At 55.5% G+C, this 23,986-nt stretch carries 18 protein-coding genes and 1 tRNA gene; 5 read left to right on the top strand and 14 right to left on the bottom strand.

Annotated elements, in window-relative coordinates; genetic code table 11:
- Positions 1 to 99: 99 nt before the first annotated feature.
- From J9777_RS03445 to aspS, 12 genes are all read right to left on the bottom strand, one after another.
- The gene (locus J9777_RS03445; RefSeq protein WP_245228494.1) at positions 100 to 2,124 is read right to left on the bottom strand and encodes a proprotein convertase P-domain-containing protein; all 2,025 of its coding nucleotides are present in this window, start codon (positions 2,122 to 2,124) and stop codon (positions 100 to 102) included.
- Positions 2,121 to 7,241: a hypothetical protein gene (locus tag J9777_RS03440; protein WP_348631925.1), complete on the bottom strand. Its 5,121-nt coding sequence runs from the start codon at positions 7,239 to 7,241 to the stop codon at positions 2,121 to 2,123. Before J9777_RS03440 ends, J9777_RS03445 begins: the two co-directional genes overlap by 4 nt.
- 27 nt (positions 7,242 to 7,268) lie before the next feature.
- Positions 7,269 to 8,363: a hypothetical protein gene (locus J9777_RS03435; protein ID WP_209347374.1), complete on the bottom strand. Its 1,095-nt coding sequence runs from the start codon at positions 8,361 to 8,363 to the stop codon at positions 7,269 to 7,271.
- Positions 8,364 to 8,434: 71 nt separating this feature from the next.
- Entirely contained in the window at positions 8,435 to 8,914 is a 480-nt protein-coding gene (locus tag J9777_RS03430) for a hypothetical protein (protein ID WP_209347373.1), read from the bottom strand.
- 11 nt (positions 8,915 to 8,925) lie between these two features.
- Positions 8,926 to 9,906 (bottom strand): hypothetical protein, encoded by a 981-nt coding sequence (locus J9777_RS03425; RefSeq protein WP_245228493.1) that lies wholly within the window; start codon positions 9,904 to 9,906, stop codon positions 8,926 to 8,928.
- A gap of 295 nt (positions 9,907 to 10,201) precedes the next feature.
- A tRNA-Met gene (locus J9777_RS03420) sits at positions 10,202 to 10,278 on the bottom strand.
- Positions 10,279 to 10,403: 125 nt separating this feature from the next.
- Positions 10,404 to 10,871 carry a 2'-5' RNA ligase family protein gene (locus J9777_RS03415; protein WP_245228607.1) on the bottom strand — a complete coding sequence of 156 codons (468 nt, stop codon included), beginning with the start codon at positions 10,869 to 10,871 and terminating at the stop codon, positions 10,404 to 10,406.
- Positions 10,872 to 10,922: 51 nt separating this feature from the next.
- Positions 10,923 to 11,894, bottom strand: coding sequence for an endolytic transglycosylase MltG (mltG, locus tag J9777_RS03410; protein ID WP_209347372.1), 972 nt, complete (start codon positions 11,892 to 11,894; stop codon positions 10,923 to 10,925).
- Between the two features lie 2 nt (positions 11,895 to 11,896).
- The gene (fabF, locus tag J9777_RS03405) at positions 11,897 to 13,156 is read right to left on the bottom strand and encodes a beta-ketoacyl-ACP synthase II (RefSeq protein WP_209347371.1); all 1,260 of its coding nucleotides are present in this window, start codon (positions 13,154 to 13,156) and stop codon (positions 11,897 to 11,899) included.
- 144 nt (positions 13,157 to 13,300) lie between these two features.
- A complete protein-coding gene (locus J9777_RS03400; protein ID WP_160613687.1) occupies positions 13,301 to 13,537 on the bottom strand; it encodes an acyl carrier protein in 237 nt (78 codons plus the stop codon).
- Positions 13,538 to 13,678: 141 nt separating this feature from the next.
- The gene (locus tag J9777_RS03395) at positions 13,679 to 14,662 is read right to left on the bottom strand and encodes a hypothetical protein (RefSeq protein WP_209347370.1); all 984 of its coding nucleotides are present in this window, start codon (positions 14,660 to 14,662) and stop codon (positions 13,679 to 13,681) included.
- An 84-nt stretch (positions 14,663 to 14,746) separates the two neighbouring features.
- On the bottom strand, positions 14,747 to 16,540 hold the full coding sequence (aspS, locus tag J9777_RS03390; protein ID WP_209347369.1) for an aspartate--tRNA ligase: 1,794 nt from the start codon (positions 16,538 to 16,540) through the stop codon (positions 14,747 to 14,749).
- Between the two features lie 166 nt (positions 16,541 to 16,706).
- Here aspS and rnd point away from each other — a divergent pair, with 166 nt between their 5' ends.
- From rnd to J9777_RS03375, 3 genes are all read left to right on the top strand, one after another.
- Positions 16,707 to 17,942: a ribonuclease D gene (rnd, locus tag J9777_RS03385; protein ID WP_209347368.1), complete on the top strand. Its 1,236-nt coding sequence runs from the start codon at positions 16,707 to 16,709 to the stop codon at positions 17,940 to 17,942.
- On the top strand, positions 17,939 to 18,835 hold the full coding sequence (locus tag J9777_RS03380) for a hydrogen peroxide-inducible genes activator (RefSeq protein WP_209347367.1): 897 nt from the start codon (positions 17,939 to 17,941) through the stop codon (positions 18,833 to 18,835). The genes rnd and J9777_RS03380 overlap by 4 nt, the downstream gene beginning before the upstream one ends.
- Before the next feature lie 101 nt (positions 18,836 to 18,936).
- Positions 18,937 to 19,299 carry a PilZ domain-containing protein gene (locus J9777_RS03375; RefSeq protein ID WP_209347366.1) on the top strand — a complete coding sequence of 121 codons (363 nt, stop codon included), beginning with the start codon at positions 18,937 to 18,939 and terminating at the stop codon, positions 19,297 to 19,299.
- Positions 19,300 to 19,318: 19 nt separating this feature from the next.
- Here the strand turns inward: J9777_RS03375 and pgsA are convergent, their stop codons facing one another.
- Complete coding sequence (pgsA, locus tag J9777_RS03370) at positions 19,319 to 19,927, bottom strand: CDP-diacylglycerol--glycerol-3-phosphate 3-phosphatidyltransferase (protein WP_209347365.1); 609 nt, start codon at positions 19,925 to 19,927, stop codon at positions 19,319 to 19,321.
- Between the two features lie 142 nt (positions 19,928 to 20,069).
- Here pgsA and J9777_RS03365 point away from each other — a divergent pair, with 142 nt between their 5' ends.
- Positions 20,070 to 21,401, top strand: a complete 1,332-nt coding sequence (locus tag J9777_RS03365) for an MFS transporter (protein ID WP_209347364.1) — start codon at positions 20,070 to 20,072, stop codon at positions 21,399 to 21,401.
- 291 nt (positions 21,402 to 21,692) lie between these two features.
- On the opposite strand, the gene J9777_RS03360 is transcribed toward J9777_RS03365, so the two are convergent.
- The gene (locus J9777_RS03360) at positions 21,693 to 22,103 is read right to left on the bottom strand and encodes an EVE domain-containing protein (protein WP_209347363.1); all 411 of its coding nucleotides are present in this window, start codon (positions 22,101 to 22,103) and stop codon (positions 21,693 to 21,695) included.
- A gap of 174 nt (positions 22,104 to 22,277) precedes the next feature.
- On the opposite strand from J9777_RS03360, the gene J9777_RS03355 reads away from it, so the two are divergent.
- Positions 22,278 to 23,945 (top strand): EAL domain-containing protein, encoded by a 1,668-nt coding sequence (locus J9777_RS03355; protein ID WP_209347362.1) that lies wholly within the window; start codon positions 22,278 to 22,280, stop codon positions 23,943 to 23,945.
- Positions 23,946 to 23,986 lie beyond the last annotated feature (41 nt).

Raw genomic sequence — 23,986 nt, 5'->3', positions numbered from 1 at the left:
CATCCACAGAAGACCTTAGACGCGCGATTGTAACGGTCAAACAGCTTTTGTGCAGCGCAGCGTAGAATTCGAATTCAGACCTGCACGCGCAAGGTCAGATCAATTGATCGTTGCCTCGAACGTGATCGCCATATTATCCGCCGGACCGAGAGAGGCTGCGGTCATCGTAAGAGTAGAACCCGTTATTGATGCGCCAAACGGGTCATCTTCATCGCCTGAGTTGTCGACGTTGTTGTCGTCTTCGATCGTTGTTGCCGTGCCGCAACTGGTTCCACTTCTAATTGTGCCTGGCGTGTATGTGAGATCGGACGGAATATTGTCGGTCGCAACAACCGACGTCGCTGTGGCTGAGCCAGAATTGTTGACCAGAATACAGTAGCGAACTGTCGCATCCGGAAGCGCTTTGGCATTCGCACCGCCGACGATAGAACTAACTTTTGTAACGCTGAGATTGGTCTCAGGACCGCAATGATTGACGTCGGCAATCGTCATAAACTGGTTGCCCGGATTGGTCGGTGCGGTCGTATGGTTACCGTATTTAATCGTTACGGTGTCGACTGGCGCGAGGAATGTGACGACAACATTACCATCGGCGCTGGCGCTGCCGGAGCCGGCATCGCCAATTGCAATGTTTCCAACAACGTAATTGGCAATTCCGTTCGTCAATGTGGGCGTAACAGGTGTGCCGTCAAACGATCCGGTCACGGTCAACTTGTCGGCAAAGCTGTTATTGCCGAAGTCGATATCAAACACCGTGAATTGCATGCCTGGCACTGCTGTGGGAAGCGTCATCACAATTGTTGCTTCATCCGTTTGCAGGTTGTTGTTGAGATTGACAAACAGGCCCTGCTCTCCAGCTCCGACTCCACCTGTGTTGGTTGAGTTGATTGCAGGTGAGCCAGCGACGAACGCCGTGTCGGTGGTCAGATCATAGTTGATCGAGCCGATGCCGATCTGGGTAAAATCATTGTTGGTCGCGTTGGTCCACGGCCGCCCTTGCCAATCGAATAATATCTGATCGGTTGCCGAGCAGAATGCGTTGAGATTCGGCGGCGTTCCGGCCACGCGTGTGCCGGAAACCGTAAAACTGGCAGTGGCGTAGTCATCCTCACTTGCATTGCCATTATTCACAGTCGAATCGATGTCTGGCACAGAGCTCGCAATAATTTCAGCAACATTGGTAACTGTTGCGCCAGACGTCGCATCGACCGTGCCATTTATCACGATTTCCCTGAAGGTTCCGACCGGAACGTTCCCGACTGTCCATACACCGGTTACATCATCGTAGAGCCCGTCACCGCTCGCATTGTCGAAGTCAAAACCCGCTGGAAGTACATCGCTGACTTGAACGCCCGTTGCACCAAGTGGCGACGACGGGGCATTGGTAACTCTCAATGTGTAACTGACTGCATTACCATTAACATAGGGAGCTGCGCTCACATTCTTGGTTAGCGAGAGATCTGCGTATGGCGGCGCCGACGTCAGATACAGTTCGGCATGACGGAAAATACCATCGTCAGAACCGGTGAAGATATCGCAGATTTCGAGACGCCAGGTACCAGCACTGGCAACACCGTTAAACGCTGACAAGGGTGCGTTCGGACTGAAATCATTGTCAAAAGGCGGCGGCGCAGTTGTATCGTGATCACCCGTAGCGGAATCTGTATTGACCGTGGTTCCATGCGCATCGTCGAGCAATACATTGAGATGATCGCCACTTGTACTGTTTGCATCACCATCGACCAATTGCACGCGCGTGCCATCAGGCGATTCCAAGGTAATCCGAATATCGCCGCGCCAAGTATGCGTAGCAAAGAAGCCAAGATCGACATCCGCGACGGTAAAACTCGTTCCGCTTACCACAAAGTTGCGAACCAGCGGCGCCGCGCAGGTGGTCGAGCCATTGATCGTACCGTCGGTGCCGTTCACGTAAGTCGTTGTTGTCTGCGCACTAGCAACCTGCGCAAAGCCTATTGCAAATGCAGCAACGATCAGTCGCCACATCACCGAGAACACAGTCAAAATCCGATCTTTGGACGGCATACAACGCATGAGTTTGGAATAGCCAAACATGGTTAACCGTGCGCTAACATCTGGCGCTTGCGCGTTCGATTTTTCGTTCATCGCCCAAGACCCAAGAAGCCAAATGTATCGGCGTCGAATTTGACCCGAACGCTGGCGTAAATGCCTTTGTCGGTGTTGCGTGCGGCAGAGAAATCTTCGTCGCGGAAACCTTCGATATTGTAACCAACGGTCAGCAGCATTCCATCAGCAGGTACGAAACCGATATTCGGACCGAAGGCGAAGCTGGTCGTGTTGTCGCTAAGGTTGGCGCGAACGGTTGCAGTAGCACCCACTTCGAATTGCTCGCCGATACCGATCCGGGCATCAACACCACCCAGCGCAGTAAATCCAGCAAGATCAAACCCTTCGAAGCTATCGAAATTGTAGCGAGCACCGACGAACACGCCAAATTCGTCACGACGGCTCTGATATTCGATGCCCTCGATACCATCGAGCTCTTCATATCCGCGCGGCGACCAGTTGGTCGACAGGCTACCGATGACGCGGCGTGATTGTGCATCGCCGGTTACGGTCAGTGCGGTACGGCCAGCTGCACCGGTTTCGCCAGCGACAGCGCCTGTGACGGAGTCACTGCGGAATTCGAGTTTACCGAGCATCGCAATTTCGGATGCATCGGGACGATGAGCGAAAGCAATCGCGCCGTCGAAGATTTCGGTAGTCGCGCCATTCTGGCCGGTTGCTTCGGTCCAGGTGAAGCCGGAGCCGACAATGCTGCCCTCACCCAACTGGCGAACCGCGCCGAATGTTACGCCTTTGCGGTCAGCGAATTCGCCATCGCGATATTCACCGCGAACAGTCGCGCTCCAGCGATCCTTGCGGTAAGCAGCGCCCAGTGTGAAAGCTGTGAAGTCTTCGAACAGGCTACCATCCTGACCAAGCTGGCCGCCGCTCGCGACAGGCTGCGCAGTGTTGACGATATCGGACACTGGATCGTTTCCGCCGAGTGTGCGGCTGCCGTCTAAAGTTGCATCGAGTGTCAGCGTTGATGAAACTTGCAGCGTTTGCGCAAGGCCGAAAGCTGCAAAGCTGCGATTGCCGTTCTCATTGATCCGCTGCTGGCCGACTGTGCTTGTGAAACGGCCACCCTGCCATGGCGAAACTTCGATACCGCCGCGAACAGTGCGCGCGTCGATATTTTCACCATTGGCGATTTCATACAGACCAACCAGCTTGATACCCGGCGTAATGGCATAGCGCGCGGCGAAGCGATGCTGCGCAGGCAAATCAACCGACTCAGCCTGGTCCAGCGCAATCGCGCTGGTCGCGCTTAGCTCAAGCTTGTTATCGAACAGACGCTGAGTAACGCCGCCTTCGAGGACGGTCGACTTGTTGGTCGTGCCATCTTCAAGACGATCATTGAGGTGCGAGATGCCGAGCTGCAGATCGGTGTTGTTTGTCCGGTAATTGGCGTGAAGCTGCGCTGCATTGCGGCGGTTGCCGTCCGTCAAACTGTCATCGCGCCAGAAGCTCGTGACGACCGACAGCTTTTCGTTGAATGCGTAACGTGCATCGACACCGATTTTCCGGCGACCGCGTTCCGCACCGCTCTGCTGGCCGACACCATAATCGGCGTCGAGCGAGCGGACATATGCGAGCAGATCAACGGGACCCGCACGGTGCTCAACTTCTAGGATGTACCCGCCAGCGCTGTTGCCTTCGCTGCGGCTCATCGCGACTTCGGCGCGTACTTCGGTGCTCTCACCGATCCGGGCACGCAGATCGAGTGCACCAATATTGGTACGGGCTTCCTCGCCCTTGTCCGTGATCGCCGTTGCACCGATGCGGATTTTGCCCGACTTGTCAGTCCAAGTTGCACGCACACCGGCGTTCAGTTCACCGCCGCTCAGCGCATCGACTTCGTAATCAATCACAATGAACTGCGGGTTGAGGTCGAAATCGCGGCTCAGGACTGGCTCGCTGAATGTGACCGTGCCTGAAAGCAGATCGATATCATAATCGATGAAGCGTACCAGTTCACGGCTGTTCACGATCACTTCCGAACGCAAGCGGTCGCGTGTTTCAATCGTGATACGCTCGCTATTGGCGATGATTGCGCGGCTGCTGAGACGGTATGGGCCAGAGATGCCCTGCCCTTGAATTTCATCACGGCGGAAGCGTGTTTCGATTTCAGCAGCGAATGCTTGTGCTTGGATCGCGCCGATGCGTGCTTCCGCCTTAACACCAGTTGCGGTGCGGTTGTAGCGTGCGAGCTGTGTCTGGTCGAAGCCTGTCTGGAAATCGCCATACAGCGCATAGAAAGTCGCGGTTTCGATCCGAACATAGAGCTTTTCGCGCGATGCTGCATCGAACCGGCGGCTCGAACCGTCTGCAAACACGGTGTAGTATGCGTTTGGATCCAGTGCGCCGAGCAGGCGTTGGTCGTCACTCTGCTTCGCGCTGTCATAGGCTAGCGTCAGCAGATATTTACCGAGCACGCGGCCTTTGGCGTAGAGAGCGACACGGGCATTGTCGCCCAGATCGCTATCGAAGCGGCCAGCGCGTTCCATGTTGTCTGCAACGGTGCGAGCACCGATTGAACCTTCTGCGAGGCCAACGACAGTCCACTCGACATCGCCAGGCTCAAGCCATGTCTCAAGCTCCTGTTCGCGGCTGATTTCCCCGTCTGTGAAGCTGAAGTCGAGACGGACGGAGCCACTGATGAGCGTTGGTGCGAGCTCGATCAGCGCGATGCCGTCAGAACCTTCAACCGTCCAGCGAACACTGCTGCTGGCACCGCTACCGGTCAGCTGAAGCAATTGCTGTTGTTCGATTTGCGAAGCGCTCTGATACGGTGCGTTGATCGAGAAATTGCCCGAGATACCGCCACGGACCGGGCGACCATTGCGGTCGGTCACGCGAACAGCGATCACCGGACGTGTTTTGCCATCCGCAACCAGTTTCGATTGCTCGGGCACGAACTCGACGCGATCTGCTTGCGATACGAAGAACACTTCGCGCTCAAGCTCTTTCGAGACACCACCGAATGAATTGAGGATGTTTGCAGTGAGAACGGTTTTTTCGTTCTTCAGCGGGACACCGCGCCATACACTTACCGCATAGTGCCCGTCAGACGCCGTTTTGATACCTTCAAAAGCAAGATTGCTGGCGGGCTCGCCGTTGACGAACAGATCAGCCTTCTGTCCTTTGCGATGGCGGATCGCGACACGAATAGAAGGCGCACGTGGGTTGTGTTCTGCAGTCGGGAACAACCAGCCGTCTTCACCGTCGCCCAGCGCGAGCCAATCGATGTCGCCGATAGCTTCCTTGTCGGCCTGGGATACTTCTGTCTCGGCAGGCTTGGCAGGCTCTTCACTTTCACCGCGCTCGCGAGATACGATCCCCGCTTCCGGTGTGCCCGCGTTGGCATCCTCGACGATGGGCTCGAGAACACCCTCAGGAACCACCGCGTGGAAGTCTGCCACGAGCAGCGAACCACCCTGGCCAATCACGAAGCGTGACGTTGTGCTGCCTGCGCTACGGGTCGAGCGGTAGCAATCGATGAATTCGCTGCCTTCTGGCAAGGTTTGCTCAGCCGCCTGAACGACGTGCGTACCGGGGACTACGCCCTCGAAGTGATAGCGACCGTCAGCATCGGTAAGTGCGAAGCTGCCGTCTTCCATCATCACGCGAACGCCGGGAATTCCGACACGTGGATCGCGAATATCGCAGGTTCCGGCGGTAATCCGTCCAATGATCGTCATACGGCCGGCGATCGTATCGCGCTCGATGTCCACGAAAGCGCTAGCAGTCGAGCTGTTCCCTCTGGAATCGGTTGCTACTACGCGGTTTTCAGCTTGCCCCGGCGGTGCGTCGGCGCGGACAACCATCGCGTATGTCACGCGTGCTTCCGCTCCGCCAGCAAGGTCACCCAAGCGGATCGTCAATTGCCGACCATCAGCAGTTACATCAACGGCATCCGGCGCAGCCTGTCCATTGAGGCGGATCGAATCCTGCCTCAGGCGCAGCCAAGAAGACGGTGTATCGACCAGAGTGACATCGCGTTTGACGCGGGTCTGGTCCTGATTTCGTGCGGTTATGGTATAGAACACAGCATCACCGGGCTGCGCGGTGTTGCGCGACGCAGTTTTTGTGAGACTGACAGCAACGCTGGGCCGGTCGAGCGGAATATCAATTCGCACAGGCGTTGGATCGACGAGCGCGAAGTCTCCACCATAGGATCCATCGACGATGATAAAGCTACCACCATCAGGACGCACGAGTTGTGCGAGCTGTGCCGGTGTTGCGGTGGAAGGCGCTGTGTACGGCGAAGGCGGCTCGATCACGAGGCGATATTGCCCCAGCGGCGCCAACGGGAACCAGTACTCGCCCGGCTCCATAATATAAACATTGCCTGCCGCATCAGTGATCGGCTGACCCGAAATAACCGAGTTAGGCCAAGGTGTTACACCGTCCTCAGCAAATACGGTAGCAGGCTGTCCGGTCACCGCATCAACCAGCGATACACGTGCGCCAGTTACTGGCTCACCGGTTTCGCTGTCGAACACAAGGCCGAACGGATCTGCGAGCACATTCACCGAAGTGGAGATCACAATGTCGGTCTGTCCGACACGGGTAATGCCAATCTGGATTGTCGCGCCATCAACAAGGCTCAGACGGCAATCGCCCTGCTCTACTGAAGGCGGAATACCGATTGTTGGGATTTGACCCACGAAAATTCCGGTATTTGCGCCGGTTTCAAAGATCGTAATTTCTTCCCGATCGCCAGTGCTGGTTTCAATGATAGCGTTGAGGCTATCAACCGCAGCGGGATCGATATTGGCGGTCGGCACATCCACTTGGAAGAGGAGGTCCTGACCCACGCGAATTTCAGACGTTGGCGTCACGCCAGCGCTGATTGTCGACGTTCCACCACCACCGGGCTGCGTGGACTGCGACCCACACAAGGATGATTGGAATGTCAGCACCGAACCCGAACCGGGTGACGGCGCAAAAGTAACGATAGTCGTCGGTGCCTGAACAACATCCAGATCGATCTGGTTGGAGAGCGTTAGCTTGGCTCCAGTCGGATCGGTCCAGTCGGCCCGGGCAACGTTGGTTATGGTCTGCGCGTGCGCCACCCCTCCAAGCACGATGAAATGCAGCAGTGCTACCAAGAGCACTGCTGCACAATCGCGCAGAGAGGAAGTGAAACGCACTAGCGTAGATCCTAACTAATCAGATGATCAGTTAATCGTCGCACGGAAGTAGAGGGTGCGGGTCGTGCTAGCAGGAAGATCGCTAAGCGTGCCCGAAACCTCATCAGGTGTGCCTAAGGCGTTGTCGACAAAGTTGCTGTTCGCATTGTCGGTACCATCGGCGTTACAGTCTCCGGTTCCGTCTACGGTACCGTCGATGAACACACCGAACACATCGTCAATCTCGAGATCGACAGGCAGCGTATCGGCCACGTTTACGGCAGTCGCAAGAGCTGCACCTGGACCGTTCGTTACCGCGATACAATACTCGACAACCGCACCCGGAATTGGCTTCGGATTCGAAGTACCATTTACCGGATCGCTAATGATCGTGCTTGCTTTCGAGACGCTAACGTCCGCAGCAGCAACGACATAGCCGTCGGTGTCAGAGAATGCGCCGTCTTCGACAGCATCATCATCACCTGCACCATCTGCAAGAACCGTATCAACGTTGGCCGCGTTAACGGTTCCGTCTTCGGTATTTGCTTCAGTGTCGTCAGACGTGTTGGTTGCATCATAGATGTCGCCTTCGACACCAATAGTACCACCTTCTGCCGCCTGAGCAGTCAGGACGATATCAGCAGTTTGACCAGCTGTTGCAGTAACCGGAATATCGGCTGCTACCAGAACTTGCTGGACGCCATCGGCTGCCAGTTCGTCAAGATAGGTGACTTCTTCGCCAACATCATATTCACCATCGGCGTCGGCATCGACAAAGATGATGATGTTGGTGAGCGTAAAGTCATTACCTGCTGCCGGTGTTGCCGTCAGTACGAAGTCAGCCACGTCGTTCGACAGGTTGGTAACCTCGAACTCGATGACAGCTTGCGTTTGGTTTGGCGATACTTGCGTCCGGCCGATGTTGCCGGTCTCTGCCACGGTCAGGTCGATCTTGCGGTCGACGGTGATCGTGTCAGTATCGCTGACTTGGGTTTGGTCGAATCCACCGACTTGATAATCAACGAAAACTTCGTTGGTAATCGGCTGACCCGCCTGAGTTCCGGCCGCGTAGGCCGGAGCTGTGCTGAAGGCAATGAGAGCTACGCTACTCACCGCCCCAAGCAATTGCTTAGTGCGTTTCATATTATTGGTCCTTCTACAATGTCTCATGCTTCCCCGACTGCCCACGAGACCAGACAGTTACCATTCGCCTCTCAGCGAACGATTGCGTAAAAAGTGATTTGGCCGCTTTCGCCCGGCTCAAGGCTGGCGAGCGTCCAACGAAGATGTGTGACATCCGATGCCAAGGCAGAACGGACGGTTCCGCTTTCTTCAGTCACAGTCAGCGCACTCAGAGCGCCGAAATTCTTACCTCCGTCGACCGAAACGACTTGGTCGCCCGATGTGTCGGGCGCCAGTTGCACGGCGGAGCTGAGCGGATTGGTGACAACGAAATTCTCAACCAACTCGGCGCTGGTGTTTTCGTAGTTCGTGCGAAACAAAAGGCGGTCGCCAGGAACGACCAGATCTGGTTCAACCAGTTCTGTTCGCGGTTCTGCGCCGTCTTCATTAATCGTTTTGACAACCATCACGTCGCCGTTCAGCGCGACAGACTGGCCATTTTGCGCCATGGCAGGCGCGGAAACGAGCGCTGCCAGCGCTGCAAAAATTCCAAAAATGCGACCTTTTTTCATTGCTTTAGTCCTTACTGATCGACTGTGACGTCGAAGGTGATGGAATGGGATGTGCCGCCATTGACGGTGCCCAGATCGACCGTAATTCCGGCCGCGTCCGATGCTTCGCCAGCGTCGCCATCAGCGGCGTCGGTAAGAGCACCGCTGTCGAGCGTGAGGCTGGTCAGCACGTATGTTGTGTCTGTTGGAATAGGGTCGGTGATCAGCAGATCATCAACCGAACCGGAGCCGGTAACGTCAGCACGGATCGTGTATTGAATGACCGAGCCGGGAACCACACTGGTGCCGCCGAACGGATCGCGCACGATGGCTGATTTGACCAGATCAACTGTCGTAATGCCGACTATGATCGTGCCCAGTGCGTTGTCGTCAGCACCATCGGGGCCAACGATAGCATCACCGCCATCTACACCCGCTCCCGCAAAGGTGGTGCCAGGCGTACCGGTGCCGGTAACAGCTTCTGCGAGCAGATCGACCTGCGCTTCGTCCTCGTCGACGGCTGCCGGTGGAACGCTGAGCAGCACGAATACTGTCAGTGCTTCATCCGGATCGAGAATTTCGGTGGTCTCGGGTGATGTCAGGATGTCATCGACGCCCGGATCATAAACCCCGTTGCCATTGGTATCGACCGCAATGCCATCGACTGTCGGATCAAAGTCATTGCCGCCGACTGCCGGGTTCACCGTGAGCGTGAACGCTTCAGGGCCATTGCCGGTGTTGGTCACCGAATAAGTGAGCACTGCACCGCCAGACGATGTAGCGACCGGCCCCGCATTGAGCGATGCCACAGCAACGTCGAGAAGCTCATCAACGCGGAGAACGACAGTGTTGGAGTCAATCGTCTCCGGACCATCGCCCGCGTCATAGGTGGCTTTCGCCGTGTTCTCGATCAGCGTGCCGGCAGGCACTCCTCCAGCGAGGACGGGTGTCGCGAAAAACGGGACAGCGAGCGCGGCTGTAAGGACGGAGTATGTTCTACGTGCATTTTTCATGCCGCGATTTATGGAGAAAAAGGGTTACCAAGCAGTTAGCGGGTACGTGAAAATACGGCAGAATACCGCCGTATTTCGCGGTTAATTCGGTGTTCAGGTCGACGCACTGCCAAGAAAGTGCTGCTCACCGTAGCGTCAACCTCGGTATTTCCCCACGATTTCCATCATTTCCAATTGGTTAATGGCAGGCCGATTTTCGGCATCGAGGCACACTGTTTTGAGAACGTTCGCAAGACTGAGTGCAGTTCTCGGCGTTGAGAGACTGCTCACCTGAGGGACGAACTGTTGAGGAAGTTGGTAGCGGAGGAGGGACTCGAACCCCCGACACGCGGATTATGATTCCGCTGCTCTAACCAGCTGAGCTACTCCGCCCCTTTCAGGGCCCCGATTTCGGGCCAGCGCGGCCCCAGTTCAACCGGTGTGCCTGCGCAGGCGGCGCATTTAGGGCTGCCGTGTCGCTCGGTCAACAGCAAACGCGCACGCGGCGGGAAAACTTCTCAGCGCCCGCGAAACGGATAGGTTCGAACGAATTCCCATGGGCCATCGCGGTAGATATGGAGCGACAATCCGGTGAAATGAAACGCCCGCGGATCGATAACCGGCGCCAACTCCACCTGCAGCGCCTTTGCCTCCTTGGGATGGACTTTATTCTGAACAGTCACGTGAAGACGGGGTTTATGCCCGTCTTGCGGGATGAGCAGACCGTGGAACCGGTCGGCCAAATTGCGCCAGATATCGATCATCGCCGGACTCACGAGCTTCAGCGCGGTTCCGCGGCCCAGCGGCATCACGCCTTCAAGCTGACCGTAAACAGGCGCATTTTCAGCCGCTTCTGTCGCAAGTGCGGTCTTTACCTCGCTTGCGCATGATGGGGGCAATGCGTGGAACAGGGTGACATGCGCCGAAAGATAATTACGCTCTGGCGGGAAATGCTCGGTGCGAAGCGCAGTCGCCCATTTCGCCAGATCAGGCGGCAGTTCCGCAGTGATTATGAACGCTGCGCTAGCGATTGAGGATCACCTCTCGCCGCGTTCGCGCTGCACCGCGCGCCAACGTTCAACATTGGCATTGTGTTCTGCCAGAGTATCCGAAAATACATGCCCGCCGGTACCATCCGCGACCATGTAGAGCGACGTTGTTTTGGCAGGGTTTAGTACAGCCTCAATCGAGGCTTTTCCCGGATTGGTGATCGGCCCCTTAGGCAAACCAGTCATTGTGTATGTATTATAATCATTTAAAGCACGTATTTCAGATTGCCTAATACGCCGACCAAGTGGTTTTCCTTTAGTTATCGGATAGATAATCGTCGGGTCTGCCTGAAGTAGCATACCTTCCTTGACTCTATTTGAATAAAGCCCTGCAACCTGTTGTCTTTCCGATGAAATACCGGTTTCTTTCTCGACAATCGCAGCTAACGTCACTGCTTCTTCGGGAGAACTAACGGCAATGTCTTGCTGCCGTTTCGGCCAAGCTTCAGCGAGGAAATTGCGCATTGCAACCTGCATCCGCGCAAGCACTTTGGTGCGCTCCTCACCACGCTCGAAATCATATGTATCAGGCAGAATAGAGCCTTCTTCTGGAACGGGAATTTCTCCCGTCAGCAGTGGTTCAGCCATCAATCTTTCATGCACCATGATCGATGGCATTCCTTCTGGAATGGTAACGAAACGGCGGATCACATCGCCCTTCTGAAATGTCTCAAGAATGCGTGCGGGGCTGACCCCGGCAGACAGCATAAACTCGCCCGCCTGCACCGGGTCCCCGCCGCCCAATATCTTGGCTCTGAGCAAGAATGCGTCGGCTGAGGCGATGTGGCCATCAGCTTCTAGCTGGCGCGCGACCGATGTTAGGCTAGAGCCGGAAGAGACAACGAACTGCGTATCTTCGCTAACTTCTGAAGAGCCATACCACCCGGCGGTAAACCACCCACCCGCAGCAAGGCCTAGCAGCGCCACAATCGCGACTAAGGCGCAGCCTAGCTTACGCATGGTCAGTCAGCCTTCTTCATCACCAGACTGGCGTTGGTTCCGCCAAAGCCGAAGCTATTGTTCAGTACTGCCTTTACCTCACGCTTTTTCGCAGTCAGCGGCACCAGATCGACACCGTCAGTGCCGTCATCCGGATTGTGAAGATTGAGCGTCGGCGGCACAATCTGGTCGCGCAGCGCCAGAATGCAGAAAATCGCCTCTACGGCCCCTGCACCGCCCAAAAGATGGCCGATCGCTGACTTGGTAGAACTCATCGATACATTGCCGATTGCGTCGCCAAACAGGTTCTTAACCGACCCTAGCTCGATAGTATCCGCCATGGTCGATGTACCGTGCGCGTTGATGTAATCGATGTCTGACGGGGTCAGGCCTGCCTTCTTGAGCGCCATTTCCATCGAGCGATAAGCACCGGAACCCTCAGGATGCGGAGCAGTAACGTGGTGAGCGTCGCCTGAGAGGCCGTATCCGACCACTTCAGCGTAAATTGTCGCTCCGCGCGCCTTGGCGTGCTCAAATTCCTCGAGAACGACCACACCGGCGCCCTCGCCCATCACAAAACCGTCGCGGTCCTTGTCATAGGGGCGGCTGGCTTCTTCCGGGCGGTCATTCATGCTCATATTGAGCGCACGCGCCTGTGCAAAGCCTGCGATGCCAATCGGGCAAATTGTCGCCTCAGCACCGCCAGCGAGCATGATATCCGCATCATCGTCGCGGATCATCCGCGCGGCATCGCCAATCGAGTGTGCACCGGTCGAACACGCAGTCACGACCGCGTGGTTTGGGCCCATCAGGCCGTATTTGATCGAAACCTGGCCGGAAATCAGATTAATCAGCCGTCCGTGGACAAAATGAGGGCTAACCCGGCCTGGGCCGCGATCGCGCAGAACATGAGATTCGCTTTCGATCCCCGGAAGCCCGCCAATACCTGAGCCAATTGAGCAACCAGCGCGCAATTTCATCGCGTCAGACATCTCTTCCAGACCTGCGTCTTCCAAAGCCTGTCCCGCGGCATCGATGCCGAACACTATAAACGGATCGACTTGGCGCTGAACCTTATGATCGACGCGTTTATCGGGATCGAAGCCGTATTCGTGGTCTTTCGACTTAACTTCGCATGCGATGGTGCATTTGTGCCCTTCGGTATCGAAGTGCGTGATCTGGCCTGCCCCGCTCTTGCCAGCAAGGATATTCGCCCATGACGTTTCGACATCACCACCCAAAGGCGTGACAAGACCAAGTCCGGTTACGACAACACGACGCATTGCATTCTCCAACAGAGCGTTCAGCTCCAAAAAACAACAGGCCCGACCCAGTTAAGGGGCGAGCCTGTCAATTTCCCGCTGGCCACCCGGCCCACTCAAAAGTTTTGGGGTCAGGCCACTAAGCGAGCACAGCGGGATAGGCGCTTAGCCCTTGTGCTCATCAATATATTTGGTGGCATCACCAACGGTGGCGATTTTCTCAGCCGCATCGTCAGGAATTTCCACACCGAATTCTTCTTCAAACGCCATCACCAGCTCGACAATGTCGAGGCTGTCTGCGCCGAGATCATCGATGAAGCTGGCCTCTTGAGTTACCTTGTCGGCCTCAACACCAAGATGCTCAACAACAATCTTCTGTACGCGGTCAGCACTATCGCTCATAATTTCCCTCTCAATTTGGGGGTTAAACTTTCACCTGTCGCCCTAATGAACGGCGGCCTTGCTGGCAAGGGGGTCTTCCTGCAGGCTTGGATGAGATGTGGGTATCGCACCGCACATACTCAAGGGTTCGGCAAAACCAGTTCAGGAATTTGGTGAGCCAACTTCGGCAGCGCCGTCCTCTAATTCCGGACCATAATGCGCATCTAACTGTGTATTTGCACGCTCGCGCCGGCCAATTCTGCGCAATCCACTCTCGGCATAGTCTTTGCCCGGCTCAGCCGCCAAAGTGCGCCGGTAATAGTCGGCCGCCAGATCAAGCTCGCCTTCTCCCTCCGCGCACAGACCAATATTGAACAACACCGACACATGCTCCGGATCGCTGGATTCCAGAGCCCTGAACCCGTCGCAGGAGGCCTTGATATCGGTTTTGGTCAGCTTGACCGCACTGCGAAACGCATTCTTGGCGTCTCCCGTCATGCCCTTGCGGCTCTCGAGAACACGGATGTCTTGGTTGCGATAGACTGGCGCTAGATCATAACGCACCGTTCGGGCGAAACTGTTCACCATCCCGTCGAGCATTTCCTCGATAGAAGGTGTGGAGCTATCATCCGCGCAATAATCTTCCGAAGCGGACAAACTATCACGCTTGCGATAAATCTCGCGGCCATCGGCCCCGATCAAGCGGATTTGTGGATAGAGACGGACATCAAGCCGTGAACAGGCGTAATATGTTACCTTCTCCTTGATGCACTTCTTGTCCTTGTCCTTCTTCTCGCATTTGGTGACTTTGCGGTCATCCAATTCGGTTTCGACTGCCTCGCCATTGGCTTCTCCGCGCAATATTGCATCGGCATTCCCATCATCACTGGCGAAGATTTGGAAGTACGGCTCGCCATAGAGCACCGCACCCTCAAGCGCGTCGGATATGGCAAAGCTGAGCGAGGAGCCCTTGTCGCCGCCGAAATTTTCGATCGCGATAGAGTTTACAGACGCAGCGGCGTCATTTCCAGCTGGATAGATACCTGCCACTGGCAGAGTTTCGGCATTGGCAGCACCAGCCGACAGGCCCGCGCAAGCAATCGCTAGAAAACCAGCCGATAAACGGCGCGCAAAACTAACTGTCATCAAAAACCCCCTAAGTGCTCAGTTCCATCAAATGAGCCTCGGGCGTTTTAATCACCGCTGAATGTTTCGTTCAACCTTGTTCAGTTAGCCTTGTTCGCTTTGGGGCTTTGGCGGTTCGACAACGCGGATATGTACATCGCGCAGCTGAGCGTTTGATACGCCGCTCGGCGCGCCCATCATCAGGTCTTGTGCCTTTTGGTTGAGCGGGAACGCGATAACTTCGCGAATGTTCGGCTCATCGGCGAGCAGCATCACGATGCGGTCGATGCCTGGGGCAGAACCGCCATGCGGCGGTGCGCCCAGTTTGAATGCCTCGATCATGCCGCCAAATTCTTTGTCGACGGTCGCATTGTCGTAGCCAGCAAGCTCAAAGGCTTTGTACATGATTTCGGGCTTGTGGTTCCGGATAGCACCGCTGGACAGCTCATAGCCGTTGCAGACGATGTCATATTGCCAAGCGAGGATATCCAGCGGGTCTTGCGTTTCCAACGCCTCCATCTCGCCTTGCGGCATAGAGAACGGGTTGTGGCTGAAATCGACCTTTTTCTGCTCTTCGTCATATTCGAACATGGGGAAGTCGACGATCCAGCAAAATTTGAAGCAGCCTTCCTCGATCAGGTCGAGCTCTTCGGCAACACGAGTCCGCGCAGCACCAGCCAGCTTGGCCGCTTCTTTCTCTTTGCCAGCCGCGAAGAACAGGCCGTCATCGTCACCAAGGCCGAGCTCGTCATAGAGCTTCGCCATAAGATCAGGGCCGTGGTTCTTGGCAATCGGACCGCCGAACTCGCCGCCTTTGCGGGTGACATAGCCAAGACCAGCGAAACCCTCACCGCGGGCCCAATTGTTCATATCGTCGAAGAACTTGCGGCTCTTCTCGTTGGTCTTGGGCGCAGGGACCACACGGACCACCCCGCCCCCGCCAACGATTTTCTCAAACAAACCGAAGCCTGATTTCGTGAAATGGCTGGTGACGTCGCTGATCAACAGCGGGTTGCGCAGATCGGGCTTATCCGATCCATATTTCAACATCGCTTCCTTATAAGGGATGCGCGGAAACTCGCCTGCGGGCGTTACGCTTTTGCCGTCAGCGAATTCCTCAAACACACCAGCGAGCACAGGCTCAAGCGCTTGGAAAACGTCTTCCTGTGTGACGAAGCTCATCTCGAGGTCTAGCTGGTAGAATTCGGGGCTGCGATCGGCACGCAGATCTTCGTCACGGAAACACGGCGCAATCTGGAAGTAGCGGTCGAAACCGGCAACCATTAGCAGCTGCTTGAACATCTGTGGCGCTTGTGGAAGCGCATAGAAACTGCCGGGGTGCAGACGGCTTGGCACCAGATAGTCGCGTGCGCCTTCAGGGCTCGATGCCGCCAGAATAGGTGTCTGGATTTCATTGAAACCCTGATCGGTCATACGGCGGCGGATCGAAGAGATCACTTGGCTACGCAGCATAATGTTGTTGTGCATCGTCTCACGCCGGAGATCGATGAAGCGGTATTTCAGGCGAATATCCTCGGGATAATCCTGCTCGCCCGCAACCGGCAGCGGCAATTCGTTTGCTTTGGACTGAACCGAGACTGCACGTGCGAACACTTCAATGTCGCCGGTTGGCAGATTGTCATTGGTCGTGCCTTCGGCGCGGGCTTTTACTTCGCCATCGATGGTGACAACGCTTTCCAGCTTCAAACCATCGAGAATAGGCAAAGCAGGCGAATCTTCATCGGCAACGATCTGGGTCAGCCCGAAATGGTCACGCAAATCGACGAACAGAACGCCGCCATGGTCGCGTTTGCGGTGAATCCAGCCCGACAAACGGACAGTTTCGCCGACATTTGCCTTGGTAAGGGCTGCGCAGTTGTGGGTACGATAAGCGTGCATCTAATATCTTTCCAATTTCGCCGCTATGGCGCTAAGGGCGCGTCGTTCGCGCTCTCGCTCTAAACTCTGGGCGGGCTAACAGGGGAACCGCGGTGTTTTGTCAAGGTGACAGAACGCTGATGCGGGTCCCGAGTGGCGGTACTCCGCCCGCATAGTAAAGAATGACATGAAAATACATGATTTGATTACCACGACCGAAGCTCTCGATGATTTGGTCGCCCGCCTTGCACAATCCGAATTCGTTACCGTCGATACGGAATTCATGCGCGAGAACACCTATTACCCCGAACTGTGCCTCGTCCAGATCGCCAATGATAAAGAGGCGGCGGCTGTTGATCCGCTGGCCGATGGCATTGATCTGACCAGCCTGCTCGATCTGATGTGCGACAATGAGGAGGTGCTGAAAATCTTCCACGCTGGCGGACAGGATGTGGAGATTATCTACAATCTCACCGGCAAAACCCCGCACCCTATCTTCGACACCCAGATCGCGATGATGGCAATCAGCCAGAGCGAGCAGATCGGATATGCCAATCTGGTCGAGAGTTGGCTCGGCACCACAGTCGATAAAGGCGCACGCTTCACCGATTGGAGCCGCCGCCCGCTGACCGACCGCCAAATCGAATATGCTATTGGTGATGTTACCTATCTGTCCGAAATTTTCCCGCTGATGCTGAAAAAGCTGATCAAGACAGGTCGCGGCGGCTGGCTCAATGCGGAGATGGAAAAGCTCGCGGATCCTGAGAATTACCGCAACGATCCGAACAATGCCTGGCGTCGCATCCGCTCGCAGGGCCGCAATCCGCAAGTGCTTGGCCGCCTCAAAGGGCTGGCCGCGTGGCGCGAGGGCGAAGCACAACACAAGGATATCCCGCGCGGCCGCATCATGCGCGACGAAACGCTGGCAGATATCGCCGCTCATCCGCCAAAAAAGCAGTCCGATCTGGCCAAAGTTCGCGGGCTTTCCAATGCATGGCGCGAAAATGACATTGGCAAGCGGCTGATGAAGATTCTGACGGATGCGGAACCGCTCCCGAAAGAAGAGATGCCGGTTAAGAACAAGCGCGGCGCCCCACTCGGCAAAGAAGGCGCGTTAGTTGCTGACCTGCTAAAATTGCTACTCAAAATCCGCGCGCGCGAAATTGACGTCGCCAGCCGCCTGCTAACCAAGTCCGATGAGATGGAAGCGCTTGCGGCTGGAATTCGCGACCTGCCGATCCTGAATGGCTGGCGCTACGAAGTGTTCGGCAAAGACGCGCTCGCACTGGTCGAGGGAAAAACTGGTTTCGCGGTGGTCGACGGCAAGCTGGTAATGAGCAGCGTCGACGATATGCGCGCCGATATGATAGATGCGGCAGAAGAGGCCTCGGCGGAAGAGGCCGGTGCAGCTGCTGAAGAGTGAGCACCTACCTCCCCACAATCAAGCAGTTGCAATATCTGGTTGCCCTGCATGAGCACGGCCATTTCGGGCGTGCGGCGGAGGCAAGTTTTGTCTCACAATCGACGCTATCTGCTGGCATCCGCGAACTGGAGACGCTGCTTGGTGTAACGCTGGTGGAACGCAGCCGTCGCGTGGTGCGGTTCACACCGCTCGGCAATTCGGTTGTCGAAAAAGCGCATCGTCTGCTTCGGGAAGCGGAAGAGCTGAGCGAACTCGTTCAGGCTTCGGGCAAGCCCCTGTCAGGAGAGCTACGCATGAGCGTTATCCCGACTATCGCACCGTTCTTCTTGCCGCGCATCTTGCCTCGTCTTCGCAAAGAGCGCCCTGCCCTGAAGTTGTTTCTCCGCGAGGAAACCAGCGCGGATGCGATTGAATCTCTTCATCATGGCCGTGCAGACTGTGTGCTGTTGGCACTGCCTTTCCCGGCGGGCGAGATCGATTCCGAGCATATCGCCAACGATCAATTATTCGTGGCCTTCCCGAAAGACGATCCGCGCGATCCTCCAAAAGAAATACCGGCCTCGATGATCGACGAAGGCCAGCTGCTCCTGCTTGAAGATGGCCATTGCCTGAAGGAACACGCGCTCGCCGCTTGCAACCGCCCGGAGCTTGGTTCCAGTGCGACAATGATCGGCACCAGTCTGCATACGCTAGTGCAAATGGTCGATAATCATCTTGGTATGACCATGCTGCCCGAAATGGCTATCGATTCCGGGATTCTGACGGGCACCGATGTCATTGTCCGACCGTTGAAAGCAGTAAACCCCAGCCGCGAGATCGCACTTATATGGCGCAAAAATTCACCGCGTGCGGATGAATTCAAGCTGTTGGCACAGGAATTAAAGGCAGGTTAGACGAGCCCGCCTGCGCTTCGCGTAAGTTCGCTATTTACTCTTTATTTGTGAATACTGCGCTACGCGTTACCGGCTAGAAAAACAAAAAGCAGGGTCGGGACATGCGTTCATATAATCGCTTCAGAGTTGATCAGGAAATCGACTGTCGGATTGACGGCAAAGGCGTTGTCGCCTCGCTATACAATCTCTCCAGCGGCGGTTGCATGATCGAAACTGTAGAGGAGCATGCCCAAGAGGGCGCAGAAATCGAAATCAAGCTGACCAATAAAGTGGCCATGCCCGGTCGGATTGTTTGGCGCCTCGGCAAGAATGCCGGAATCAAGTTCGATCTGCCGTTACATCAAAAAGTTGTCGAGCATTTCGGCTATAGCGACGATGAAGAGTTTGATCGCGACGATCCGCGTGACCGCTTCGGCATTCCGCTGGTTGAAATTCGCGAGCAAGCCGCAGGAATGATCGAGTAAGGGCGTTCTACACCGGCACTCAATCCATATGTTTGAGGCCGACCCGCAAATAATCCCAACCTGTAATCACCGTTAGGATGGCAGCACCCCACAGGCTGCCTAGCCCGACCAAATGAATCCATTGCTCAGATAACGGCCGCGCCGCATTTTCAAGCAGAACCGGTGGTGGGCCATGCACAGCGCCCCCCAATATTAGCGCCCCGAGCGCCATAAGTTGCAGCGTGGTCTTCCATTTCGCGAGTTTTGTGACCGGAACCGAGACCTGCAAACCAGCGAGGAATTCGCGTAGTCCGGACACCGCGATCTCACGCATCAAGATGATCAGTCCGGCGATAATATGGAGATCGCCTACATATGGTCCACGCAGATAGCCCTGCGCGGTCAGCACCAAAATTACTGCAGCAACCATGATCTTGTCCGCAATAGGATCGAGGAAGATGCCCAATTTGGACACTGTCCCACTCGAACGCGCCAGATAGCCGTCAAAATAGTCGGTGATCGCCATCAGGCCATAGAGCACAGTAGCCAGCGCGTATCCGAGCCGCCATTCAGGCCACCATAACAGTCCCGCGAGCAGCGGAACCGCCACGATACGCGATAGAGTCAGAATGTTTGGCAGGGTCAACATTACGCCGCCCTTACCGCAGTATCGCACAGCGCAAAAGCACATGTTTGATCTTGTTCACGCTCTTAGCCCTTGTTCGAGCGCCGCAAACCTTTAGACCGGCCAAATTACTGGTTTCAGACCAGAAGCTTTTGCGCGGGGATCCATGACCACAACAACGCATCTTCTGCGTAAACGGCGCTTTTTGCCGCTATTTGTGACTCAGCTTTTCAACGCTTTCAACGACAATCTCTACAAGAACGCGATGGTCCTGTTTGTGGTCTATCAGGTGTATAATTCTCCCAGTTCTGAGGGCACATTCAGTGCCGTCGCGTCGGGACTGTTTATCCTGCCCTTCTTTCTACTGTCAGCCCTCGCCGGGCAATTGGCCGATATGCGTGACAAGGCGAAGATCATCCGCACCGTGAAAGCCTGCGAGATATTGCTGATGCTGATCGGCGCAACCGGCCTGTATCTGGCGTGGAAAGGGATCGCAGTTACTGCAATCGCCATACCTCTACTGCTGCTCGCCTTGTTTTTAACAGGCGTTCAATCGACGTTCTTAGGGCCGATCAAATATGCGATCCTGCCGCAACATTTGAAGAAGGGTGAAGTGCTGGCCGGCACCGGCCTGGTCGAGGCAGGAACCTACATCGCCATTCTTGCCGGGACTATTCTGGCCGGGTGGATCGCAGTCGAATATGCGGCGGCCGGGATCATCGTTACAGCGATCATTGGCTATTTCGTGAGCCGCCAAGTGCCCGATGCACCACCTCAGGAGGGACATCCGGAAAAGCTCGATTGGAACATCTTTCGCGCATCGGTCCATCTGATCCGCGAAACGATGCACAACCGTGAAGTCTACTACGCCATTTTGGCGATCAGTTTCTTTTGGACCATCGGCGCAGTGCTGTTCATCCAGTTTGTGCCGCTCGCCAAGAATGTTATTATGGCAGAGCCTGCAGTGGCTAGCTTATTCTTGGTTGTTTTCTCGGTTGGTGTTGCCATCGGATCGGTCGCTATCAACGCTCTACTGAAAGGCAAAGTGTCAGCCCGTTACTCACCGATCTCGGTCATCTTCATGGGACTGTTTGTCGTCGCGTTCTATTTTGTATCGGTCTTATGGGGAGCGGAAAAGCCGACAGAAATGCTCGGCGTGACCGAGTTTCTCGCTTGGCCGATGGCAACGTTTTTGTTGCTGAGCCTGCTGGGCATTGCCGTGGCCGGCGGAATGTTCGTGGTACCGCTTTACGCGTTTTTGACCACCCGAGCAGCGCCCGAACATGCTGCGCGTACAATTGCGGCTAACAACATCGTAAATTCCGGCGCGATGGTTGTTGGTTCGCTTGCCGCGATGGGCCTCAATATGGCTGGTATTTCGATCACTGAACAACTGCTGATGAGCGCGTTTATGTGCCTGTTCTCGGCTTGGTTAGGTCGCCGACTATACAAAGCTGAGCTTGAAGCAGCAGCTGCCGTCGAAGCGGAAGCTAACTGATAAAGATCGACACCGCGACAAAGCATCCAAGATAAGCGGCGACGAAACCCCGAATATCATCGCGCGTCAGTCTCAGCCCTTCACGCGCCTTAACCGGCGGCACTTCCTTCCGAATATGTGGCGCTAAAGATGCAAGGAACGGGTGACCCGCAGTTTCATCAGTGAGGACTAGTGATCTTCTCATACCAAGCGCGTTAACGCATCGCTAACCTTCACGCTGTGCTGGAATTGTGACCGTCGCACGATGGGACATTAAGCATCCCGATTATGCAAAATTCGGCTACTCTGCAGTCAGGCTCCGGCCATTTTGAGAATATGCTTCCACTCGGCCGGGCGAACTTCGCTAACCGACAAGCGCATCAATTTGACCAGTTCCATATCGGCGAGTTTCGGATCGGCTTTGACTTGTTTTAGCGTCACCGCTTTAGGTAATTTCTGCTTCGGGACGATTTTTACAGCGGCCCACTTACCAGTCGGATCGGTCGGATCAGTGATCCCGGCCACGCTCACCTCGGCAATACCGACGATCTCCAATCCAACATTGGAATGGTAAAAGAAAACCTGATCGCCGACTTCCATCGCCGCCAAATTATTCTTGGCCCGGTGGTTGCGAACCCCGTCCCAAGTACCTTCCTTCTCATCTACCAAATCGTCCCAGCTATATGCATCGGGTTCGGATTTCATCAGCCAGTATCGCGGCATGGCATTGCTCCTGTCGATTATCGATTTGCGGATCGCAGTTCCAACAGCGCTCCGTACAAGTCCTTAGGGTACCTCATTGGCCATATTAACCACTTCTTCAATGCCCTGCGACATAAGGCTCGGGTTGTCGCGCCGTAAGGGGGAATTCTGGGCATTACTTTGTCCGGATCACATATGTCGGAAAAGAGCACCAATCTCAGCAACGCTAAACGGCGTATAGAGCGTGATATTGTCGCACTCGGCATAGCTGTCGCCGCGATCTTGATGTTCATCGGCACAGGCAGTGCGGTACTCCCGCAAATCGTGCGCAATTGGATGTCGGGATCTGAAGGCCCGGACAACTTCATTATCAACGCATTGCTCCTCAATATCGCCCTGATCATATTCGGCATGCGCCGCTATCGTGAGTTAGTTTCCGAGATCGAGCAGCGCCGTAAAGCGGAAGAAACAGCGCAGACGCTGGCAGAGACGGATCCGCTAACCGGATGCCTCAATCGGCGCAGCATTATGCCAGCCACCGACGACCTCATTGCCGGAGCTGCGGACGGCCATGAAGCTGTCGCGTTCCTGATGATTGATCTTGATAACTTCAAACAAGTCAATGATTTGAACGGTCATAAAGTTGGCGATCAGGTACTGAAAACCGCCGCTGAGAGGATGCGCTCAACGCTGCCTGCTGGCGCATTGCTCGCACGGTTGGGCGGTGATGAGTTTGCGTGTGTCGTGACATTCGATCAACGCGCACCGGACAAAGTCGATCAAATCGCATCGCAACTAATCGCAAAAGTTTCAAAGCCACAGGACATCGACGGTGTTTCTGTTGAGATTACCATGTCGGTTGGGATAACAACCACTGTCGCCACGCAATTGCGCGACAAGGAAGTACCTGACGGTCAATTGCTGATGCATCGCAGCGACATTGCGATGTACCACGCAAAAGGTCACGGCAAAAACCGCTACTTCTGGTTCGAAGCGTCCATGGAAAACGAACTGCGTTTTCGCAACGAACTCGAAACCGGCATCCGCCGCGGTGTTGATGCCGGTGAATTCGTGCCATTCTACGAGCAACAAATTGATCTGGACACCGGCGAGATCGTCGGTTTCGAAATGCTTGCACGGTGGAAATCACCGGATCTCGGCCTAGTGAATCCGGCAATTTTTATCCCGGTAGCAGAAGAGATTGGCGTTATCGCTCAACTCTCCGAGCAGCTCATCGAGCAAGCTTTCGCCGACGCCAAGGAATGGGACCCCAAGCTGACGCTGTCGGTCAACATATCCCCTGTGCAATTGCGCGATCCGTGGTTCTCGCAGAAATTGCTCAAAATGCTGGTCAAACATAACTTCCCGGCGAACAGGCTTGAGATCGAAATTACCGAGAGCTGCATTCACGAAAATGTTGGTATCGTCCGCTCGATGATTACCAGCCTGAAAAACCAGGGTGTGAAGATAAGTTTGGACGATTTCGGCACTGGCTATTCCAGCCTGGCGCAGCTTCGTTCGCTGCCGTTCGATCGACTGAAAATCGACCGCAGTTTTGTTGGAGAGCTGAACGAGGAAGATGCGAGCGAGAAGATCGTTACTGCGATCATTTCGCTCGGTGATGGGCTCGAGATGCCGGTCACTGCCGAAGGCATCGAAGATGAGCGGATACTCGAGGCCCTGCGCGGCAAAGGCGCGATGAAGGGCCAAGGATATCACTATGGCCGTCCGGAAAGCGCCGACGATGTGCGCAAGCGATTGGCCGCGCACGGACTGCTCGCAGTGCTGGGAATTGCCGAAGATAGCGCCGATGATGTCCCGACCGAAGAGCAGTCCATCGATCAACAGCGCAACCGCGCTTAATCGCCTCAGCCGGTCACCGGCTACACCGCACCACTAGACGG

The organism is Pontixanthobacter sp. CEM42 (assembly GCF_017812015.1).
Classification (GTDB): Bacteria; Pseudomonadota; Alphaproteobacteria; order Sphingomonadales; family Sphingomonadaceae; genus Pontixanthobacter.
Note: the sequence above shows the minus strand (reverse complement) of the source record. Positions and strands in the feature narration are given on the sequence as shown.

Excerpts from the sequence above, each read along its gene's own strand:
- J9777_RS03360 (WP_209347363.1), bottom strand. The coding sequence starts at position 22,103 with ATGCCGCGATACTGGCTGATGAAATCCGAACCCGATGCATATAGCTGG.
- fabF (WP_209347371.1), bottom strand. The coding sequence starts at position 13,156 with ATGCGTCGTGTTGTCGTAACCGGACTTGGTCTTGTCACGCCTTTGGGT.
- J9777_RS03355 (WP_209347362.1), top strand. The coding sequence starts at position 22,278 with ATGTCGGAAAAGAGCACCAATCTCAGCAACGCTAAACGGCGTATAGAG.
- J9777_RS03395 (WP_209347370.1), bottom strand. The coding sequence starts at position 14,662 with ATGACAGTTAGTTTTGCGCGCCGTTTATCGGCTGGTTTTCTAGCGATT.
- J9777_RS03430 (WP_209347373.1), bottom strand. The coding sequence starts at position 8,914 with ATGAAAAAAGGTCGCATTTTTGGAATTTTTGCAGCGCTGGCAGCGCTC.
- J9777_RS03365 (WP_209347364.1), top strand. The coding sequence starts at position 20,070 with ATGACCACAACAACGCATCTTCTGCGTAAACGGCGCTTTTTGCCGCTA.
- J9777_RS03445 (WP_245228494.1), bottom strand. The coding sequence starts at position 2,124 with ATGAACGAAAAATCGAACGCGCAAGCGCCAGATGTTAGCGCACGGTTA.
- mltG (WP_209347372.1), bottom strand. The coding sequence starts at position 11,894 with ATGCGTAAGCTAGGCTGCGCCTTAGTCGCGATTGTGGCGCTGCTAGGC.
- J9777_RS03435 (WP_209347374.1), bottom strand. The coding sequence starts at position 8,363 with ATGAAACGCACTAAGCAATTGCTTGGGGCGGTGAGTAGCGTAGCTCTC.
- J9777_RS03375 (WP_209347366.1), top strand. The coding sequence starts at position 18,937 with ATGCGTTCATATAATCGCTTCAGAGTTGATCAGGAAATCGACTGTCGG.
- J9777_RS03400 (WP_160613687.1), bottom strand. The coding sequence starts at position 13,537 with ATGAGCGATAGTGCTGACCGCGTACAGAAGATTGTTGTTGAGCATCTT.
- J9777_RS03425 (WP_245228493.1), bottom strand. The coding sequence starts at position 9,906 with ATGAAAAATGCACGTAGAACATACTCCGTCCTTACAGCCGCGCTCGCT.
- aspS (WP_209347369.1), bottom strand. The coding sequence starts at position 16,540 with ATGCACGCTTATCGTACCCACAACTGCGCAGCCCTTACCAAGGCAAAT.
- pgsA (WP_209347365.1), bottom strand. The coding sequence starts at position 19,927 with ATGTTGACCCTGCCAAACATTCTGACTCTATCGCGTATCGTGGCGGTT.
- rnd (WP_209347368.1), top strand. The coding sequence starts at position 16,707 with ATGAAAATACATGATTTGATTACCACGACCGAAGCTCTCGATGATTTG.